Annotated in this window: 13 protein-coding genes; 7 read left to right on the top strand and 6 right to left on the bottom strand. The window is 50.3% G+C overall.

Annotated features, from left to right (window positions below):
• The first annotated feature begins 28 nt into the window (after window positions 1-28).
• Window positions 29-4,015 carry an alpha-1,6-glucosidase domain-containing protein gene (locus AJE_RS07920; RefSeq protein ID WP_008950412.1) on the top strand — a complete coding sequence of 1,329 codons (3,987 nt, stop codon included), beginning with the start codon at window positions 29-31 and terminating at the stop codon, window positions 4,013-4,015.
• Between the two features lie 534 nt (window positions 4,016-4,549).
• On the opposite strand, the gene AJE_RS07915 is transcribed toward AJE_RS07920, so the two are convergent.
• From AJE_RS07915 to AJE_RS07905, 4 genes are all read right to left on the bottom strand, one after another.
• Window positions 4,550-5,038 (bottom strand): hypothetical protein, encoded by a 489-nt coding sequence (locus AJE_RS07915; protein WP_008950411.1) that lies wholly within the window; start codon window positions 5,036-5,038, stop codon window positions 4,550-4,552.
• Between the two features lie 255 nt (window positions 5,039-5,293).
• Entirely contained in the window at window positions 5,294-5,623 is a 330-nt protein-coding gene (locus AJE_RS19000) for an RHS repeat domain-containing protein (protein ID WP_420167171.1), read from the bottom strand.
• A 110-nt stretch (window positions 5,624-5,733) separates the two neighbouring features.
• Window positions 5,734-7,431, bottom strand: coding sequence for an SGNH/GDSL hydrolase family protein (locus tag AJE_RS07910; protein ID WP_008950410.1), 1,698 nt, complete (start codon window positions 7,429-7,431; stop codon window positions 5,734-5,736).
• 1 nt (window position 7,432) lies between these two features.
• Complete coding sequence (locus AJE_RS07905; RefSeq protein WP_237709324.1) at window positions 7,433-9,238, bottom strand: SGNH/GDSL hydrolase family protein; 1,806 nt, start codon at window positions 9,236-9,238, stop codon at window positions 7,433-7,435.
• Between the two features lie 139 nt (window positions 9,239-9,377).
• On the opposite strand from AJE_RS07905, the gene AJE_RS07900 reads away from it, so the two are divergent.
• The 5 genes from AJE_RS07900 to AJE_RS07885 all read left to right on the top strand — a co-directional run bounded on the left by AJE_RS07900 (window position 9,378) and on the right by AJE_RS07885 (window position 14,470).
• Entirely contained in the window at window positions 9,378-11,216 is a 1,839-nt protein-coding gene (locus AJE_RS07900) for a carbamoyltransferase family protein (protein WP_008950408.1), read from the top strand.
• Window positions 11,217-11,236: 20 nt separating this feature from the next.
• A complete protein-coding gene (locus AJE_RS07895; RefSeq protein ID WP_008950407.1) occupies window positions 11,237-11,644 on the top strand; it encodes an SxtJ family membrane protein in 408 nt (135 codons plus the stop codon).
• A complete protein-coding gene (locus AJE_RS18625) occupies window positions 11,644-11,796 on the top strand; it encodes a DUF5989 family protein (protein ID WP_008606468.1) in 153 nt (50 codons plus the stop codon). Before AJE_RS07895 ends, AJE_RS18625 begins: the two co-directional genes overlap by 1 nt.
• A gap of 109 nt (window positions 11,797-11,905) precedes the next feature.
• Complete coding sequence (locus AJE_RS07890; RefSeq protein WP_008950406.1) at window positions 11,906-13,156, top strand: DEAD/DEAH box helicase; 1,251 nt, start codon at window positions 11,906-11,908, stop codon at window positions 13,154-13,156.
• Between the two features lie 108 nt (window positions 13,157-13,264).
• Window positions 13,265-14,470, top strand: a complete 1,206-nt coding sequence (locus AJE_RS07885; RefSeq protein WP_008950405.1) for an EAL and HDOD domain-containing protein — start codon at window positions 13,265-13,267, stop codon at window positions 14,468-14,470.
• 63 nt (window positions 14,471-14,533) lie between these two features.
• Here the strand turns inward: AJE_RS07885 and AJE_RS07880 are convergent, their stop codons facing one another.
• Together AJE_RS07880 and AJE_RS07875 are read right to left on the bottom strand one after the other, a co-directional pair.
• Window positions 14,534-16,162 carry a methyl-accepting chemotaxis protein gene (locus AJE_RS07880; protein ID WP_039928296.1) on the bottom strand — a complete coding sequence of 543 codons (1,629 nt, stop codon included), beginning with the start codon at window positions 16,160-16,162 and terminating at the stop codon, window positions 14,534-14,536.
• 285 nt (window positions 16,163-16,447) lie between these two features.
• A complete protein-coding gene (locus tag AJE_RS07875; RefSeq protein ID WP_008950403.1) occupies window positions 16,448-17,620 on the bottom strand; it encodes a GGDEF domain-containing protein in 1,173 nt (390 codons plus the stop codon).
• Window positions 17,621-17,801: 181 nt separating this feature from the next.
• Between AJE_RS07875 and AJE_RS07870 the strand changes: the two genes are divergently transcribed.
• Window positions 17,802-19,703 (top strand): alpha-amylase family protein, encoded by a 1,902-nt coding sequence (locus tag AJE_RS07870; protein WP_008950402.1) that lies wholly within the window; start codon window positions 17,802-17,804, stop codon window positions 19,701-19,703.
• Window positions 19,704-19,709 lie beyond the last annotated feature (6 nt).

The following is a 19,709-nucleotide window of genomic DNA, read 5'->3' as shown; positions in this document are numbered from 1 at the left end:
GGTAATACAGAATTGGAGTCAGTAGACCATGTTTAATTTATACAAAATGCTAAAACTAAGTAGCCTTGCGCTGGCCGCAACGCTGCTTTATGGTTGTGGCGGAGGCGATTCAACCAGCCCTGGCAGTGCGCTGTTAACCTGTACCTTGCCGCAAATTCCAAATGCGACAAACTCGGCTTGTATCGATCCGCCACCGTTTTCCTGCCCCAAAGGCCAGTTCCCGAACGAAACAAATGACGGCTGTCAGGTCGGTAAGGACCCCAATGCGCCGATGCCTGTTGTTATGGCAGGTCCTGATCAGGCGGTGCTGTTCTATAAACGGCCGCAGGATGGGGTCTATGAAGGTTTCCGCTTACATACCTGGAACAATGAAGCCTGTGATGCCTATTTACCCTCTTCAATAGCGCCGTCCTGGGATAATGGTTTACAGTACAATGGTGTTGATCCGAACTATGGTGCCTACTGGATCTTAAATCTGAAACCCGGCTATGCCGGTACCGAAGGCGCTTGCGGTAACTTTATTATCCATATCGGTACCGATGATGCTGGTAAAGACCCTGGTCCGGATATGCAGATGCCACTGTCACAGGATGACCCTGATTTTGCCCGGATGAACTGGGTATTTTCAGGTAATGCCAACGTTTACGAATTTCCGATTGTATCGTTAGGGGTCAGTATTCAGGGCGCGTCAGCGCATTGGTTAACGGCTAATACCTTTGTTTGGAATACGCCGGTAGCAGATACAGCACCGGTAGTGAAACTATTCTATTCGACTGACGCCAAGTTGACCGTCAACAATAGTGATGAAATTGAAGGTGGCAGTAGTATTGAGCTGACGCCGGTATCAGCTGATGACAGCCTGGCTCAGTTAGTGCCACACCTGGCCAATGCTGCAGTATTCAGTGCAAACTTTACCACTGAACAAGCAAAATCTATGGCAAAGAATCAGCTGGCGCTGGCGGCCTACAATAGCGATAACGAGCTGATCAGTGCCAGCTATGTGCAAGTGGCTAAGGTGCTGGATGATCTCTATGCCTCTGGCGATAACAGCGCCTTAGATGCGCAGTTGGGTTTGCGCTACAACGGCAATGACCTTAGTGTTGCTGTCTGGGCTCCGACCGCGCGTTCGGTTAAATTAAAAGTGTACAATGCCAGCAAAGCGCTGACTGCCACGCACAATATGACTTCAGATACTGCGACCGGTGTTTGGCGTTACAGCGGTACCCGCAGTGCCCTGGACCGGCAGTTTTATCGTTTTGAAGTTGAAGTCTACCACCCGTTAACGCGCAAGGTGGAGATCATAGAAGCTACCGATCCCTATTCTGTTAACGTCTCTACCAATGGTCGTTACAGTCAGTTTGTTGATTTAAATGACGATGACACCAAGCCTGAGGGCTGGGATAGCCGTGAAGTACCGGTAGTAGCCAACCCGACCGATATCGTGATCTATGAAGGTCATGTGCGTGATTTCAGTATTCGCGATCAGAGCACGCCGGCAGCCCACCGCGGTAAATATCTGGCCTTTGCCGAGGCCGATTCTGCGCCGGTACGTCATCTGCGTAAGCTGGCAGAAAATGGCTTAACCCATTTCCACGTGCTGCCGCTGAATGATCAGGCGAATATCAATGAAGATGCTAATCGCCGGGTCAATCTGACGGATACCATCGGTCGGTTATGTCAGTTAAATGCGCAGGCGCCGGTATGCGGGGTAGAAAATGCCAATGCCACTATTGAGTCTGTGTTGCAAAGTTATTTGCCATACGAATCTAAAGCCCAGGCGTTAGTACAGTCTATGCGTGCCATTGACGGCTTTAACTGGGGTTATGACCCGCATCATTTTATTGCCGTCGAAGGTAGCTACGCTTCTAACCCAGAGGGTATTGCGCGGATCAAAGAAGTGCGCACCATGAACAAAGCTCTGAATGAGCTGGGGCTGCGGGTGGCGCTGGATGTGGTATATAACCATACCAGTAGCTCAGGCCTGTTTGATAATTCAGTGTTTGATAAAATTGTTCCTGGCTATTATCACCGTTACAGCGAAACCACCGGTAATATCGAGCGTTCAACCTGCTGTGAAAATACCGCCACTGAACATAAGATGTTCGATAAATTTATCAAAGAGTCTTTGGTGATCTTATCGCGTGATTTTGGCTTTAACGATTTCCGCTTCGATATTATGGGCCACCATCCAAAAGAGGGTATTTTGGCGGCTCGCGAGGCGGTGCGTGCGGTTGACCCGGATGTGTATTTCTATGGTGAAGGCTGGAACTTTGGTGAGGTTGCCAATAACCGCTTATTTACCCAAGCCAAGCAGCAGGATATGGCGGGTACTGAAGTGGGCACCTTTAACGACCGGATCCGTGAAGCTGTGCGCAGTGCTGCCTTGTTTAGCGGGGTAAATAACGATGGCAATCTGGCACAACAGGATTTTGTGCGCATTAGCTTAGCGGGTACCTTAAAAGACTTCGTGTTTAAAAACTACCGCGATATTACCGGCCCGGCCAGCAGTGCCAATTGGAATAGTCAGGCGGCAGGTTATGCGGAAAGCCCGGCGGATATTATTAACTATGTGTCCAAGCATGATAATGAAACGCTATGGGATAACCTGCAGGCTAAGTTACCGGAGTCGATGGCACTGACTGAGCGGGTTAGGGCGCAAAATGTTGCCATTGCCATCCCGTTAATGAGCCAGGGTATTCCGTTCCTGCAATTGGGTGGCGATTTCCTACGCTCCAAATCCATGGACCGCGACAGCTATGATTCCGGCGACTGGTTTAACTTTGTCGACTTCACCTATCAGACTAACAACTGGGCTGTAGGTTTACCGCTGGCAGAGAAAAACGAAGCGAGCTGGGAAAATATTGCCCGCTTATTCCTGAATCGTGAAACCAAGCCGGCCAGCTCAGATATCCGCTTTGCGGCGGCCGTATTTGCAGAGTTCTTAAGCATCCGCAGTGGTAGCCCGTTGTTCCGCTTACGCACAGCAGATGAAATTACTGCCCGCTTAGGCTTCCATAATATTGGCCGTAATCAGCAGCAGGGCTTAATCGTAATGAGCCTGGATGACGGTATTGGTGTGCCGGATCTGGACCCGCTGTATGATGCGCTGGTGGTCGTCATTAACGGTACCGCCGGTGAGTTGTCTCATACCGTACCAACTGCCGCTGGCTTTGAGTTACACCCAATCCAGCAAGCCTCAGTGGATCAACGGGTGCATAGTGCCAGCTTCCGGCAAGGTTCGGATGAGGGTACCTTTACCGTACCGGCTAACACTATTGCAGTCTTTGTTAAACCGCAAATGGGTGCCCAAGGTCCAGGATTAGCTGCGGATGCTACGCTGGGAGCGCCGGATATTCCGCCTTATGCCGCAACCGATGTCTTTATCCGTGGTGGTTTTAATGGCTGGGGTGAAGCCGATGCCTTTAATTATGATGGTGCCGGTATCTATACTGCCAGTATCAATATTGACCAGGGTAGCTATGAATTTAAGGTTGCTTCCAGTGATTGGTCTACCGTTAATATGGGAGCTGGCGCCGCCGGTAATCAGGTAGTGGTTGGCACGCCGCTGGTGATCCAAACCAGTAACGATAACTTACGGATTGATATCGCTAAGAGTTCAACCTATGTCTTTACGTTAAATGCCAATAATGCCGCTGCTCCAACCTTAACCGTATCTGAGTATGTGCCTTATGGCCCAACCACCATTTTCCTGCGTGGTGGTATGAACGGTTGGGGTGAGGCAAATGCATTCAACTATATTGGTGGCAATAAGTACAGCGTAGATATCAACATCACTGCCAGAGACTACGAGTTTAAAGTTGCCTCCAGTGATTGGGCTACGGTGAACCTCGGTGCTGGTGCAGCGGGCAATACCCTTACACTGGGTGTACCTAAGGTTATCGAACCAAGTAACGATAACCTGCGGATGGATTTTACCGAGACCGCAACATACAACTTCCTGCTTGATGCCACCTATACTGAAGAGCCGGAGTTAACAGTAACGAAGAAAGATTAAGCTTTACTGAGCATCAGAGCCAGTGGCTCTGGTGCGTGCCTTGTGTCAGTCAGGCTTGGTCTGGTAGTGACGAAAAATAAAAAGCTGCAGCTGGTCTGCAGCTTTTTATTTTATTACTGAAAGTAATTAGCAGAGTATAGTGCTGCACCTGATATCAGTCCGGTAATGAGCATCGTCGACGATAACAGGCTTACGGTCTTTGGGTTATTTGGCATTGAGCTATTTTAAAAATGAGATGTCCAGTTGTGAGGAATTATAGTCAACCCACCCCTAACCCTATCGTATCTGACTGCAGGTATCTGACAGTGGTCGCATCATAATCCTATAAGTAGTTATAGCAGAAGGCTTTCTCTGCATCCCGCCGTTTATACAAAGAAGGCCGGGACAACCTCGCAGGGAGCGAGGTTGACGATGCGCAACATGGCACACCATACCATGCTTTTGCTTTACTTAGTTGTCACCTCGTATCAGCTAAGGACTAATCTAATTTTATTCCCACACTTAGCGACTAAAGTTTCTCAACAAAGTTATAATTTAAAGATGATTAGCAATCAATATTTTCAAAAACACAGGAGTAGGACTACCCCCTAGCTCTGCTTTAATTAAACACTTTGCAACGAGGGGCATGTCAGAAGTAACATCATACCAACCAATAATCATATTAGAAGAATTCACCCTAAACAAATCTGTATGTTTTTGCTGGCTCTGGGTAAATCTCAGCTTTGAATCTTGGCATTCGAGAGTTATATCAAAATCTAATTCTTTATTCTTCACATGCTCGCCATACATGAGTATTTTATAAGAGCCTCTGTATTTATGATTTAACTGAACTGAAATCTCATCGTGATCACTTATGAAAATTTCAAGTAAATCATCGTTATAATCCTCTGGTGTATATGCAATTCTTAAAAAATGAAAAAAGATCCCATCGCTAAAATTCTTTAGATGGTATTCAGCGTAATAATGAAGAGGACTTATGAATAGGAATGCAACTAAAGTAAGGAAAAACAAAAACCTTTTCATCTGCCTGGATTCCTTACATAAAACTCAAGCACGTTATAAAAACGGATAACTTTTTTCACATGTTCCAGGCAGTTATTGTTTGTCATATTGTAATTATCAAAATTCAAATTTTTTCGAGCTTTTTTTCAGCTTTTCGAGCAAGCTATCATCAAGCTGTCTAGACTGGCAAGTGTATTTCTCTCATGATTACTGTCATCTTGACGGAAATCCCCCAGGCCAATAACAATATTATTTTTTGAAAAAAACGTTATTTGTTCAAGCTATATAAAATAGCTGGTCATGTCGTAACAAACCGAGTTGTGAGTTTAACCCAAACAACGGCCTGCACCACACTTGCGCCAGACCCAATGGGTCAATAAATGTTATAGGGTTTCCACCAACACACCCATAAGTATTCAACCCACTAGCCAAACCAATCGGGTCGCTTTGCAAATACCGCCTAGTCATTGCATCAGAATCCCGGAAATATTTATACCGGCTCTGCTTTTCCGCATCCCAATACTGTCTAGGGAAGCCAATATTAAAATCGCTAATCGAGCTAAATAATGCTCTGCGCGGAAATGCTTTAAGTTCAGCTCTCCACACAGGCGTTTTAGCCGCGTTTGTAATCTTATTAGAGATATGGCAACCCGTGGTGACGACAGACTCTTACTCTTTGCACAATCAGACGCGCTAACAGGTACTGATTAATTTGTTCAATCTAGCTGCTGCATAAGCTGTTGTGCTAACTCCGGTATCGGGTCGGTAAGCAGTGCCCGCTGCAAATAATGTTTCGCTGCTGCTTTGCGTCCCGCCTGCAGCAGAATTTGTGCCGCCTGCAGGTTGGCCTTGCCATCATGCGGCAGGGCATCGGCAATAATCAGTAGAGTTTTTAACAGCATATCGCCGTTACGTTGCTGATGATAATGTTCGGCCAGGCGGTTTTGCATACTTAACCAATCCAGCTTGCCCTGCACATGTAACAGCGCCAGCTGCTGACTAAGATCATTGGGTGTTGGGAAAGTCACCGCTGTGGCAGTGGCTTTAAACGGATAGTCGGACGTTAATTGCAGAATACGTAAGTAACCAGCATATTCTTCGGCCGGGGTGAGCGGGCGCTCTTGCCAGGCGAGCTCTGCCGGTACCGGCCCTGGCCATACGCCAAAAGCACTGCGCTGATAGAGTGCGCGGTAAAAGCTGTCAGCCAATAAAAAATAACCCTGCACATTCGGATGCAGATGCTCCAGCATCAGGTTGCGACCAATTAAGCCGCCCGGCGAGTTGGCAACAAAGGCGGCCTCGGTATCCACTAATACCGCACCATAGTCCTCTGCCAAAGCTTTAATCTGTTCATTGATGGCCAGCGGCGCCCGAAAACGCAGCAAATCGTGCTCGCGCGCCTGAATAAACTGTACTTTAGCCTCGGCAAATTGCTGTTGCTGCCGGTACCATTGCCCAAGCTGATAGTGCAGCAGGGCATGGCCGGTTGTGGCTGCAGTTTGCTGCAGCGCTGCTGCCAGCGCTTGTTGTGCCGCAGGCTCGCGCAGCTGGCTAAGTTGCAGTAACTGTTGCTGTTGTTGTGCGGTTAAAGGCTCGCTTTGAAAAGGTGGCTGATCTGCCAGATTGCTGGCTATTGTACTGAGATAAACCGGGATCCCCGCCGCACGATAGCGCGCTAGTAACCGGCTCATATTGGCCTGAAATTGCGTTAGCCCGGCTTGGTAAGTCGGCGAATCCAGAGCGATGGCTTTGTCGCGCGCGACCTGCGCCATAAAAGTACGGCTGTTGCCGCTTAGTTGTGCTGGCGGTCGCAGCTGCAGATAGCCCTGTTCCAGCAATTGAAAGCTGCGCAGTTGCCGTAAGCTAAGTAGCCAACGGCTGAGTCGCGGCGAGCGTGCCGCCAGATAATTAGAGCCGACACCTAACAAGCCCAGGTACTCGTTATGACCGGCGTAAATCAGCACCGCATCGGGCTTAAGCGCAATAATTTCGTCGGCAAAATCCAGTAGGGTGTAGCTGTTTACCGCCGATAAGGCGGTATTGACTACCTCTACCGGCCGCTCCGGAAAGGTGCGCCTTAAACGTTGTTCCAGCATACCGGCCAGGGCCGCGCCCATACCATAAGGATAACCCGCTGCGGTCGAGCCACCCTGTACCACTAAGCGGATACCATTAGCTGGCTTTTGTGCCAACACAAAGCTGGGTTCCAGCTCAACCCTTGGTACAGCAGCGCCAGTTGGAAAGTAGCGTTTGACGATCTGGGTTTCGGTTACCAGATAGGCCGGGTTTGCCGGGTAGGGTTTAAACAAGGGTAAAGACTGGGCCGGAAACAACAGCCGTACCGCGCCTTCCAGCAACAGAAACAGCAGTAGCGGTAAGCTGAGGGCAATAAGCCAGAACAGGGTACGTTGCATGTTATGGGTGTCCGGGGGCTTGAGTTGGCGCTAACTGCTGCCGCAATTGGGCTTGTTGGCGCAACGCCAGCGCATGAGTCGGGTCGAGGGTCAGAATTTGTTCTACCTGCTGCAGCGCTACGGTTAGCTCACCAGCATAATAGTAACTACGCGCCAGCATCAGGCGATAGGATATATTTTCTGGCGCCAGATTGACGGCGCGCTGCTGATAATACATCGCGAGTACCAGATCCTGACTATCAAAATACAACTGACCAGCGACATAGGCTGCCTGATGCTGGTTAGGCAAGGCGTCAAATAATAAGGCGGCCACCTTCGCCGCTTTCGCGGGTTGTTGCTGTTGTTGGTAGTAATCCAACAGCTGCTGGTTGCTTTGTAGCCAGCTGAGTCCCTGCGCCCTTTGCCAGGCGAGCTGCTGCTCCGGGTTTTGCCGTGGGCCAAAACTGACCTGCTGTGGCTCGGTGGTAAAGGGGTAATCGGCAGTCAGCTGGCGGATCTTGTAATCGGCCAGTTGCAAATCCACCGCAGTCAGTGGCATATCCGCCCAGGCCTGGGCCTGACTAACCGCGACGGCCGGCGGCCCCAAATAGCGCTCCAATAGTGGTAACCAGGTTTCGGCAATCAGAAAATAACCACGGGCATTCGGATGCAGATGCTCCAGCATCAGCTGATAATCGATAATGCCATTGTTGCTGGCCTGGCGTAGCTGTGCTTCAGCATCTGCCAAAGGCAGTTTAAAGTCTGTGGCCAGCTGTTGCAGCTGCTGATTGATCGCCAGCGGCGCCCGAAAACGCAGTAGGTCATGCTCCCGCGCCAGTTGAAAATGTTGCAGCGCTACGCGCTGCTCACCGGCGTCGAGCAGCAGCTCGGCCAGCTGAAAATGCCAGCTGGCAACATCGGGGTTCTGTTGTAACGCTTGTTGTAATTGCTGGCGTGCTTGCTGCGGCTCCGGCGCCAGGGTTAATGCCGGCTGGCTGGAGCTAAAGGGGGGCTGGCGTTCATTACTGGCGATACTGCTTAAAATCACGGGTACCCCGGCTTGCTGGTAGCGGTGTAGCAGCGCCTTGAGATTAGCCTGAAATTGCTGTAATCCGGCCTGATACAGTGAGCTATTTAGCGGGATCTGCTGTTCGGCGGCAATCTGCGCCATCATGGTGCGCTCCGCCAACGCTGGCGCGGGTGTTGTTCTAAGCGCACTATATAAGCGTTGTCCGGCCTGGAATAAGGCCAGTTGCCGTAATTGTAAATACAGCAGCTTACTCAGGTGGTGGCCGTCTCCCAGTAGCGCTGAGCCGACACCCATCAGGCCCAGATATTCATTATGGCCGGCATAAATCAGGATCAGATCCGGCTCAATCGCCAGAATTTCGGCGCTCAGATCCCGCAACGTATAGGAATTTACCGCTGACAGGGCGGTGTTAAGCACCAGAATATCCCGCTGCGGATACAGCCGCTTTAACCGCTGCTGTAACATTGCCGCCGGTGAGCCAAAACGGCCATAGGGGAAACCGGCAGCGCTGGAGCCACCTTGCAGCACGATGCGAAACTGGCCGGCTGGTTTCACTGCCGGAAAATACTGGGTATCAATGGCCAGATCCGGCGCCTGCTTGGGATCGGCAAAATAACGTTTTATTAAATCCGGATTGGTTTGCAGATAGCCAGTTAATGATTCAGAGGCGATAAACAGCGGATAGCGCTGATACCAGGGGCTGACACGCAACAGCATTTCCAGTACCAGTAACAGTAATACCGGTAGTAGCAGCGCGATCAAATAAAAGACTTTGCGTGGGGGCTGTGGTGTTGCCAACTTTGTTGCAACCTGATTCAAAAAGCATCAGCTTACGTTACCTTAAGCCCTTGTTAGCAGCAAGTTTTCTGATACCAGCTCTATCGGCTTTTTAAAAATCAGGTTAAGTTAAGGCAATAAGTTTTCAGTTAATGGATTTATGCGTTATATCCTCGGTATTTCCTGCTATTACCATGATAGTGCCGCCTGTGTGCTGCGCGATGGCGTGATAGTCGCGGCAGCGCAGCAGGAGCGTTTTAGCCGCCTGAAACATGACGCCGGCTTCCCCGCCGACGCCATTCGCTATTGTTTGCGCGAAGCAGGGATAGATCTCAGTGAGCTAAGTGCCGTAGTGTTTTACGACAAGCCGTTACTGAAATTTGAACGCTTGCTGGAAACCTATCTGGCACATACGCCGCGCGGTTTTCGCTCGTTTTTAATGGCGATGCCGGTTTGGCTGAAAGAAAAACTGTATTTAAAAACCGTATTACGGCGTGAGCTTCGGGCGTTAGCCGGGCTGGATCGCAAAACGCCACTACCCAAATTGTTGTTTAGCCAGCACCATCAGGCGCATGCTGCCTCGGCGTTTTATGCCAGCCCCTATCAGGAGGCGGCGGTGATCTGTCTGGATGGGGTTGGCGAGTGGGCGACATCCACTATCTGGCATGGCCAGGGTAATCAGCTAAGGCCTTTAGCGGAACTGCATTTCCCGCATTCATTAGGTTTACTGTATTCGGCCTTTACCTATTACTGCGGCTTTAAGGTGAATTCCGGCGAATACAAGTTAATGGGGCTGGCGCCTTATGGTGAGCCTAAGTATGTTGAGCTGATTTATCGCGAATTAATTAGCGTGCGCGAGGATGGCAGCTTTGCACTGAATATGCGCTATTTTGCTTACCCGGTTGGCTCACGCATGATTAATCAGCGTTTTGCCGCTTTGTTTGGCGCACCACCGTTAACAGCAGACGCCGAACCCGGCCAGCTCTATCTCGACTTAGCCGCTTCCATTCAGCAAGTGACCGAAGAGGTCGTACTGAAAATTGCCCGTTATGCCCAACAACTGACCGGCGCCAGCAAGCTTTGTCTGGCGGGTGGTGTCGCCTTAAATTGTGTCGCCAATGGTCGCTTATTGCGCGAGGGGCCTTTTCAGGAGCTTTGGATCCAACCGGCTGCCGGCGATGCCGGTGGTGCCCTGGGCGCGGCCTTACTAGCCTGGTATCAGTATTTTCAGCAGCCACGGCACAGCGATGAGCAGCAGGACCAGATGCAGGGGAGCTATCTGGGGCCAGCCTATAGCGACAGCGAAATCCAGGCGCTGTTACAGGCAGAGCAGGCACCCTATCAGTACTTGAGCGAGCCGCAGCTGTATCCGGAAGTGGCACGGTTACTAGCGGCGGGTAAGGTGGTCGGGTGGTTTCAAGGGCGGATGGAATTTGGACCGCGGGCATTGGGGAATCGCTCCATTCTTGGTGATGCGCGCAGCCCGGTGATGCAAAGTATCCTGAACCTGAAAATTAAACAGCGCGAATCTTTTCGCCCTTTTGCACCGGCGGTGCTGGCCGAGGATTTGCAGCAGTATTTTCAACTTAACTGCCCCAGCCCCTATATGTTGTTAGTAGCCAGGTTGGCCGCTGAATTACAACTTGAGGTGGCGCCGGGGTTAAGCGGTTTAGCCCGGCTGGCACAGCAGCGCTCCAGTCTGCCGGCCATTACGCATATTGATTACAGTGCCAGAGTGCAGACGGTCAGTGCCGATACTAACTCGCGTTTTTATCAGCTGTTGCAATACTTTAAAGCTCAGACCGGCACCTCAGTGCTGATTAATACTTCGTTTAATGTCCGGGGTGAGCCGCCGGTCTGCAGCCCGGCTGATGCCTTGCAGGGCTTCTTTGCTACCGATATGGATGTACTGGTGCTGGGCAACTGCCTGCTACATAAAGCTGACCAGCCTGCTTTAAAACTACAGGCGGCGCGCCAGCGCGTCTTTGCCGCAGATTAGTGCCGGGGAGCAGATAACAGATGAGTGCGCTGTTACTAAAAAAAACTGACCACAAGGGGCTGCGCCAATTTGGCCTGCAAATGGCGCTAGTGATCCCGATGCTGTTTGGTTTACTGCTACCCTGGCTTTTTGGCTGGTTTTGGTCTCTCTGGCCTTGGATGGTCGCTACAGGATTTTTATTGCTGGCGCTGGTTTATGCGCCAGGCTTATATTATCCGTATCGGGTATGGATGGCTTTTGCGGCAGTTATGGGCTGGCTGAATACCCGACTGCTGCTTGGCGTGGTGTTTTATCTGTTGATAATGCCACTGGGCTTACTGCTGCGGTTATGCGGTAAATTGCAATATCAGGCGCACCCGAAAGGAGACAGTTTCTGGCGCCAACCCGATAAAGAGCCAACGGCAAAAGACTTGGAGGATCCATTCTAATGCAGGAATTTTTAACTGATTTATGGGCCTTTTTGCGAGTGCGCAAAAAAATCTGGTTGTTGCCCATTATTTTGGTGTTGGCGTTGTTAGGCGGGCTGATCGTTGTCAGTCAGCAGTCTGCGCTGGCGGGCTTTATCTATACCTTATTCTAAGCGCCAAATTCGCTAAAGCTGAGCAAATGCTGTATGCTGCGCGCCCTTCCTTTTGAAGGGCACTGCAGCTGCGGGCAGAGATTTTCGCAGCACCATTGCGGGAATACGCATGCAATTTACTGATTTACCTTTAGCGGCTGAGCTGCTCAAAGCTGTAGCTGAAAAAGGCTACACCACGCCGTCACCTATTCAACAACAAGCTATCCCTGCGGTACTGGCGGGGCGGGACCTGATGGCCGCCGCCCAAACCGGTACCGGCAAAACTGCCGGCTTTACCTTACCGTTACTGCAGCGGTTGAATGACAGTCGCGAGCAAGGCCGTAAAGTACAGCCGAATCAGGTACGGGCACTGATCTTAACCCCAACCCGTGAACTGGCCGCGCAAGTTGCAGAAAGTGCGCAGCTGTATGGTAAGCATTTACCGCTACGCAGTACGCTGGTATTTGGTGGCGTTAAAATTAACCCGCAGATGATGGCGCTGCGTAAAGGTGTCGATATTTTGATTGCCACGCCGGGCCGGTTGCTGGATTTATACCAGCAAAACGCGGTGCGCTTTAATCAGCTGGAAATTCTGGTGCTGGATGAAGCCGACCGGATGCTGGATATGGGCTTTATCCGCGATATTAAGAAAATTCTGGCGCTGTTACCGCCGAAGCGGCAGAACCTGTTGTTTTCGGCCACCTTTTCTGAAGAGATCCGCACCCTGGCCAAAGGCCTGCTGCATGAACCGCTGGAAGTGACGGTAACGCCGCCCAATAGCACGGTAGAGCGGATTGAGCAGTGGTTATACCCGGTTGATAAAGGCCAGAAAGCCAATTTATTGATCCAGCAAATTAAAGCGCACAACTGGCAGCAGGTGCTGGTGTTTACCAAAACCAAACATGGCGCCAATAAGCTAACCTTGTTATTAGAAAAAGCCGGCATCAGCGCCATGGCTATCCATGGCAATAAAAGCCAGAATGCCCGCACCAAAGCTCTGGCTGAGTTTAAAGCCGGCGGCATTCGGGTGTTAGTGGCAACGGATATTGCTGCTCGTGGTCTGGATATCCAGCAATTACCGCAGGTCGTCAATTATGAGCTGCCAAATGTTGCTGAAGATTATGTGCACCGTATTGGCCGCACCGGTCGCGCCGGTGCCGCTGGTTTGGCGGTATCGCTGGTCTGTGCTGAAGAGTTAAAAGAACTGAAAGGCATTGAAAAGCTAATCAAGCTGCAGTTGCCGCGCAAAGAAATAGCCGGCTTTGTTCCGCAGCAGCCGTTAGCCGAGACAGTGCTAAGTAGCGCAGCGGCGAAACCCAAAAAGCCGAAAAAGCCCAGAGTGTTCACCCAAGCTAAAACAACTAACCGGGCGCCTGCCTAGTCTCAGAACGACGTGCGCGGCAGCCGAGATAATTGCTGTCGCGCTCTTGTATCCCCGCTATATCGGCATATACTGAACTTCAGGCGTCGTACTTTGGAGTTAGCCGGGATGTATGGGTATATAGCGCGTCAGCCAATCTTTAACAAAGCTAAAGAAACCATCGGTTATGAACTGCTTTTCCGCGATGGTGAAGCAAACGCCTTTCCAAAAATAGATGCAGACGAAGCAACCTCAAAGCTGATTATGCAGCATCACCTGCTGATGGGGGTGGAGAAGGTCACCTCAAATAAACTGGCCTTTATCAACTTTTCTGAAGAAACCCTACTGCATCATTTCCCGACCTCGATTAAACCGGAATCGATGGTGATCGAGGTGTTAGAAACGGTACCACCAACACCTGAGCTGTTAGCTACCCTGAAGTATCTTAAGGAGCTTGGCTACCAGCTGGCACTGGACGATCATGACTTTGACCCAAAATGGGACCCGTTCTTACCTTTTATCAGCTATCTGAAGGTCGATGTGCAGCAATTTAACTTGTTGCAGATTAGCCGTCACCTGCGCCGGGTAGCGGATTATCCTTTTACACTGCTGGCCGAACGGGTGGAAACAGCCGAGCAGTTTGAAAAATTAAAATTGATGGGCTTTCAGTTATTTCAAGGCTACTTTTTTGCTCGCCCGGAAATGCTAAAGCATAAGCAACTGAGCTCCAATAAAGCGAACTTGCTGGCCTTAATGGCAGAAGCCTCCGCCTGTACACTCGACTTCGAGCGGCTAGCTGATATTTGCCAGCGTGACCTGGGGCTGTCTTATAAACTATTACGCTTTATTAATCACAGCGGTCAGAACCAGGCAATAACCTCAGTTAAACATGCGATGGTCTATATGGGCGAGGCCGAGCTGAAAAAATTTATTGCGCTGTTAGCGCTGGCCAATCTGCAGGACGGTTCACCAGATGAGTTACTGCGGCAGTCCTTGGTCAGAGCGCGCTTTTGCGATGCTTTGGCTAACCATGTTAAGTTAACTAAAAATCCACCCAGCAGCTTTTTAACCGGGCTATTCTCCAATGTACACTTGATAGTCGAGCAGCCGCAGGATGAGTTACTTGCTCAGCTGCCATTATTGCCTGAAGTTAAGCTGGCGCTGCTAAAACGTGAAGGGCAGTTCGGGCACTTTTTGAAACTCACCGAAGCGCTGGAACAAGCCGACTGGCCACTGACCGATGATTTACTGCAGTCGTTGCCTGAAGGCGCAGAGCTGGCGCCGATGTATCTGGAAGCCGTCGCCTGGGCAGAAAGTATTTTGCGGCAGGTATGAGAATTGTATTTTTGCTGCCCGAACTATGATGCCGGCCTAAGTGCCGGCATCATCATTCGCAAATCAGAATGTTTTGAACTGACTCACGTTTTTCTCCAGCACTTTAGCCAGGCTTTCGAGTTGTTTGCTCGCCGTGGTTATCTTTAACGCTTCCTGTTCGGCACGGCTGGCTGAACTGGTGATCTGATTAAAGTTCTGGTTAATTTCGTTTGCGACCATAGCTTGTTCCTCAGCGGCGGTGGCAATTTGCGTATTCATATCACTAATGCGGGTAACCGATACGTTGATGGCATTTAATGATTCGCCAGCGCAGCGGGCTTGTTCGACACTCACCTGAGCTTGTGCCTGCCCCTCATCCATCACACTTACCGCTTTGCTGGTGCTGGCTTGCATTTTTTCAATCACTGTTTGGATCTGGCGGGTAGAATCTTGTGTTCTTCTGGCCAGATTACGGACTTCATCAGCAACTACCGCGAAACCTCTACCCTGTTCACCCGCCCGCGCAGCTTCAATAGCCGCGTTGAGTGCCAGCAGGTTAGTTTGTTCGGCAATGCCCTGTATTACTTCTAATACCGAGCCTATCTGCCGGCTGTCATCAGAAAGGTTGTTGATTACTATAGAGGCATCGGCGACTTTTGTGGCCAGAGCATTGATGCTGCTTTGGGTCTTTAGGACCTCGGCCTGACCTGCTTTAAACTCAGACATCGCCAGCTGCGCCATATCGGCGGCATCTGTGGTATGGGAGGCAACATCATGAACCGTATCTGCCATCTGCTGGATAGAAGCTGCACCTTGCTCAGTGGATAACTTTTGCTGGCTGATCAGTTGCTCGTTTAAGTTGGCGGTTTTAAGTAACTGCTCGGATGCGGTAAGCAGCTCATTGGCCGCCTTCTTGGAATTCAGCGTAATCTGATTTAGGTGTGAACTTAATAGCTTCAGTGCGGCCAGAATGCTCTTTTCATCATTTGAGTGAATATTATCTGTTAAATTACCCTTAGAAATCTCACTGATAATTTGCGCGGCATATTCCGGCTCGCCACCGATGGTTTGGCGTAGTCGTTTTACGGTTTGGTACGCCACTATACTGCCAATAAGTACTCCAAATAAGGTGAGAACGAGCATGACGCCCTGAAAACTATTGGTCTCCAACTTTGCATTAGTGACCTGTTGTTGAATCAGTTCTTCCTGGTAATCGATTAACTTATTAATACTGCGGAGCCAGGCGGTGTAGGCGGGTGAGATATCAGATAGTAAAAAGCGATTCGCTTCCTGATATTGCCCCTGATTGATCTTCGTAACTAAACGGTCAGTGAGAGCCAGTGTTGTACGCTCGATACTCTTGATATTGTTTAGCAGCTGAATCTCATCTGGACTGTGTTTAACGGACTGATACATCTGATCCAAAATAATAGCGGCTTGCTGATAGAAGTCGTTTAACCTCGCAACATCTGCCAGATGCACCTGCGACTGCTGAGTATTATTGACTAACACGGCATCACGCAGAGAAATGGCTCTGTCATGTACTGAGCCGCGAAAATTTATTGCTTGTCGCTGTTCTACCGCAGTTTGCTCAGATAGCTGGGTAAGATTCGCATCTGCGATACTAATTTTGAATTGACCAAATAATGATAGCACGAGCATCAGTATCAGTAGTGCTGCGTATCCGGAATACAATCGATATATAATTTTCATCTGACTACCTTGCTGAATAACAAATAGGAACCTTGGTTGGCTTTGCTATCCGTGGCGTGTGTCCATCCGATAAATAATGAAAAACGTAAAAGCTCAAGCTTTTTTGTTGTATTCAGTATTTATCCTGGAGTTTGTTGGCGAAAACCCCTACTAAATGTCGAACGACAGAATAAGCGTTGGTATAGCGTATGTTTATCAAGAAAAGTCTTAATAAAGTAGTAAGTTTGTATTATACATTGCGGGAAGAGCACTGGTTCACTCTTTGATGGAGAGCAAGTACTATTTTTACTGTGCAGTGGCGCAGCAAATCGCATTGCGGCCACTGTCTTTAGCGCGATACATCGCCTGATCAGCCTGCTCCAGCAGTTCCGGCACGCTTTGACCGCTATGATGCTCGGCGACCCCAATACTGACGGTTAGCGCACTGGAAATGGGGGCTGGCACGGTCGTTTCTGCCAGCGAAAGACGTAGTCGTTCGGCGATTTCCAGCGCCTGCGCCTGTGCTGTGTCGGGTAGAATTACTACAAACTCTTCACCACCGAAGCGCCCCAGCCAATCGCCCTGCCGCAGCTGTTGTTGAAAAACGCGGGTGGCAGCTTGCAACGCCTGATCACCACAAGCGTGACCGTATTGGTCATTAAGCTGTTTAAAATGGTCTAAATCCAGCAGCAATACCGTAAAGGGGCGCTGATTTCGCATACTATCCCGCAAGTAATATTCCAGCTGCTGCATAATGATCCGCCGGCTCCAGACGCCGGTTAATAAATCCTTATCCGCCAGCTGACGGATTTTGCTGACTAAGCGACTAATCGCGTAACCAACCAGATTCAGATTCATGATCAGAATCAGCACGATAAAAAACCACAGTTGTTTCGCCGATTCACTACTTTGCAGCGATAGCGTAGCGATGCTGGGATTGGGTTGTAGCAGCGTATCAAGACTACGCCACAGAAAAAACAGGCTAAACAGGCACAGTGGTGCGGCGAACAAGCCTGCGTAGAACTGGCCAAAGCTCTGACGAATGGTTTGCCATTCCACCTGAGCACAGCGGGCAAAGATCGCCATACTGACCAGTGAAAACACTACGCCGCCCAAACGCAGGCTGGCCGGACCGTCAATCAGCAGCAAGTACGCCAGCAGACAGCTGGCGGCCAGTAACACTTCAAACTGCAACTGTATCGCTTTGGTATAGAGCTTGGCGATGCCAAGATACAGCGAGAAAAAGCCACTTAGGATCAATAGGTCAGATAACTGCCAGTACCAGAAGGCTGCTGCTTCAGTGCGCTGCTGCAGCAACAGCATGCCGAATAAGACCTGAATATGCGCCAAGGCAAAAAACTTACTGGCTTTCGGGCAAATCTTTACTAACCAGGCCATCACCGCCCAGCCTGCGCCAGAAACCATCAATAAAAGCATTAAAAACGCAATGAGCTGCTGGATATCTGTTGGCGTCTGCATTATTACCTCAGGTTTTTCTTAACTATATGTCAGCTGCGATGTGCACTCAATATTTCTGTATCTGCAGTATCGCTGGGGCCTGACGTTGCCGCTTTGCATACGTATGCACCAAAAAAAGGCATAACCTGCCCGACGTTCTGCGGTAACTTAGCAAAAAAACAGCAAGACAAGGGGATTAGATATGCAAGCGAAGATCGCGGCCGGACTCAGTGCACTGGCACTGACCATATTGGTGGCCTGTGACAATAAACCGCCAGCCAATCACAGCGCAGCAGCGAGCGCACCACAGCAAGCCAGCCAGTTTGATGCTGAAGGCAAGGCCGTGGTGTATCAGGTATTTACCCGCTTATTCGGCAACACCCAAACCACCAACAAGCCTTGGGGTACGCTGGAAGAAAATGGTGTCGGTAAGTTTAGTGACTTTACTGATGACGCCCTGCAAGGCATTAAAGCCCTGGGTACTACCCATATCTGGTACACCGGGGTGCCACACCATGCGGTGATCCGCGACTATACTGCCTATGGCATCAGCAATGATGATCCTGATGTGGTAAAGGGTCGTGCCGGTTCACCCTATGCAGTGAAAGACTATTACAGTGTGAATCCGGATCTGGCCGACGACCCGGCCAAACGGCTGGAAGAATTTCAGGCGCTGATCGCCCGCACCCATCAGCATGGGATGAAAGTATTGATCGATATCGTCCCTAATCATGTGGCGCGGCGTTATGAGTCACTGGCCAAACCGGAAGGGGTGCGCGATTTTGGTGCGGATGACGATACCAGTGTGGAATATGCCCGCGATAATAATTTCTACTATATCCCCGGTTCCGCCTTTCAGGTACCGGCCTGGCCAGCCGATTATCAGGTGCTGGGCGGTGACGCTCACCCGTTGGCCGATGGCAAATTTGCCGAAGTGCCGGCGAAATGGACCGGTAATGGCGCCCGCTCGGTGCAGCCGGCTTTTGACGACTGGTATGAAACGGTAAAAATCAACTTTGGTGTGCGTCCGGATGGTAGTTACGACTTTGACAAACTACCGGCCGACTACGCTGAAAAAGACTGGCAGGCACATTATCAGTTCTGGCAAGGCAAAGAAGTGCCTAATACCTGGATTAAATTCCGTGACATCGTGCTGTATTGGACTGCAATGGGCGTTGATGGCTTTCGTTACGATATGGCCGAGATGGTACCGGTAGAGTTCTGGAGCTATTTAAACTCGCATATTAAACAACAAAACCCGGACGCCTTTTTACTGGCCGAGGTATATCAGCCGCATTTATATCGCGACTATATCAAGCTTGGTTTAATGGATTACCTGTACGATAAAGTCGAGTTTTACGACAGCCTGAAGCTGGTGATGCAGGGTAAAGGCCCGACGTCTGAGCTGGTGATCATTCAACAGCGGATGGCTGATATTGAACATCATATGCTGCACTTTCTGGAAAACCATGACGAGCAGCGTATTGCGGCCCCGGAATTTGCCGGTGATGCCCGCAAAGGGATGCCGGCGATGGTGGTATCCACGCTGATCAGTACCTCACCGACTATGCTGTATTTCGGCCAGGACGTGGGCGAACCGGGTGCGGATGACGCGGGATTTGGTAAGGCCAGCCGCACCACCATCTTTGATTACTGGGGGGTACCGCATCACCAACGTTGGATGAATGGTGGCAAATTTGATGGCGGTGCGCTAAGCCCGGCAGAGCGGGAGCTGCGGCAATTCTATGAAACCTTAATGCAATTTAGCCGTAATGCCCCGGCATTGAATGGCGCTTATCTGGAGTTGCATACGCACAATTTGGCCGCTGGCAGTGCATACTCGGAACAGCAACTGGCGTTTGCCCGCTATGTCGAGCGGCAGCAACTGGTGGTGGTTAGCCATTTTAATCCGCAGCAGGGCGTTGAATTTACGTTGCAGTTACCGGCCAGTCTGATCAGTGCCTGGCAGCTGGCAGATGGTACCTATCAGCTGCAGGATCAATTATCCGGGCAACAGAATCAGCTGCAGGTGAGCAATGGTCTGGGGCAGATCCCGGTGCAACTGGCCCCGCTGGGCTCGGTTGTGTATCAACTGGTGCGTTAAGGAGCC

Origin of the sequence: Alishewanella jeotgali KCTC 22429 (assembly GCF_000245735.1) — a bacterium.
In the GTDB taxonomy this organism is placed as follows: domain Bacteria; phylum Pseudomonadota; class Gammaproteobacteria; order Enterobacterales; family Alteromonadaceae; genus Alishewanella; species Alishewanella jeotgali.
Note: the sequence above shows the minus strand (reverse complement) of the source record. Positions and strands in the feature narration are given on the sequence as shown.